Source organism: Mesorhizobium sp. M7A.F.Ca.ET.027.03.2.1 (assembly GCF_003999175.1).
Classification (GTDB): domain Bacteria; phylum Pseudomonadota; class Alphaproteobacteria; order Rhizobiales; family Rhizobiaceae; genus Mesorhizobium.
This window is the reverse complement of sequence record NZ_RZOM01001418.1, coordinates 1-1,199: the sequence shown is the minus strand read 5'-3', so window position 1 is coordinate 1,199 and position 1,199 is coordinate 1. Positions and strand designations below refer to the sequence as shown.

The following is a 1,199-nucleotide window of genomic DNA, read 5'->3' as shown; positions in this document are numbered from 1 at the left end:
GCATACATCATGCGACCGAAGCGGGTGTATTCGAGGAAGAACCAGATCAGCACGGCGAGCACGAGCAGCACGACTACCGACACCGGAATCAGGTTCGGGATGAAGAAGTCGAAGCGGTGGCGGCCGAGCGCCAGGAAGGCGTCGGAGAATTTGCCATTGGCGACCGAACCGTCCGGCATGGTCATGCCGGTGGCGATCGAGCGGCCTTCGGTTGGAATGCGCTGCAGGCCGACGAGCAGGAACATCATGCCGAGCGTCGCCAGCAGATCGGGCACACGCATGTAGACGATCAGCCAGCCATTGATCAGGCCGACAATGGCGCCGATGAGCAGGCAGACGACGACCGCGACAAGGGCGTTCTGCTCCAGCACCACCATCACATAGGCGGCCGCCATCATGGCTGATGTAGCGACCGAGCCGATCGACAGATCGAAGCCGCCGACAACCAGCGTGGCGGTGACGCCGAGCGCCAGCACGCCGGTGATGGCGACCGACTGGAAGATGAAGACGGCACTTTGCGGCGAAACGAAACCGTCGGCGGCGATCGAGAAATAGGCGACGAGCCCGAACAAGAGCACGATGAACCCGTAGCGGATGGCGTGGTCGCGCAATGTCATTCGGCGCTCCCGCGCGCTGCTGCCGTCTTTACCCAACCCGAACCCATGCTCTCTCCATTCCAATTCCTATCGCCCGCGCTCAGGCCGCACTGTGCAGCGGCCCGCCGGCGACCTCGGCCAGCAGGCGGTCGAGATCGACATCGGCATTGCGGTGTTCGCCGACGATGGTCTGTTCCGACATGACCAGGATGCGATCGGCGGTCTCCAGGGCCTCGTCGAGTTCTGTGACGAACAGCAGCGTGGCGCGTCCGTTTGCACTGGCCCTGAGCTTGGCGGCAATGTCGCGCCGGGCCGAGATATCGACGCCCTGAAACGGCTCATCCAGAATGAACAGCCTTGCCTCCTGCGCCATCCAGCGGGCGACCATCACCTTCTGCTGGTTGCCGCCGGACAGCTCCGACATCTCGTCCTTCTCGGAACGGCAGACGATGCTCAGTTCCTCGATCTGCCGGCGTGCCGTGGTGCGTTCGAGGCGGCGCCTCAGGATGCCGAAGCGCGACATGCGCTTGTGAAACGGCAGGCTGATATTTTCCTGGATGTTGAAGCCTTGGACGATGCCATTCTCGCCGCGGTCCTTGGCGA

Annotated in this window: 2 protein-coding genes; both read right to left on the bottom strand. The window is 63.2% G+C overall.

Translation table 11 applies throughout. The features are described 5' to 3' along the window. Positions 1 to 617 (bottom strand): ABC transporter permease (locus tag EN750_RS35210; protein WP_145968239.1); only part of this gene is annotated, 617 nt, incomplete at its 3' end. Positions 618 to 696: 79 nt separating this feature from the next. Continuing rightward, on the bottom strand, positions 697 to 1,199 hold a 503-nt coding region (locus EN750_RS35205), incomplete at its 5' end, for an ATP-binding cassette domain-containing protein (RefSeq protein ID WP_145968238.1).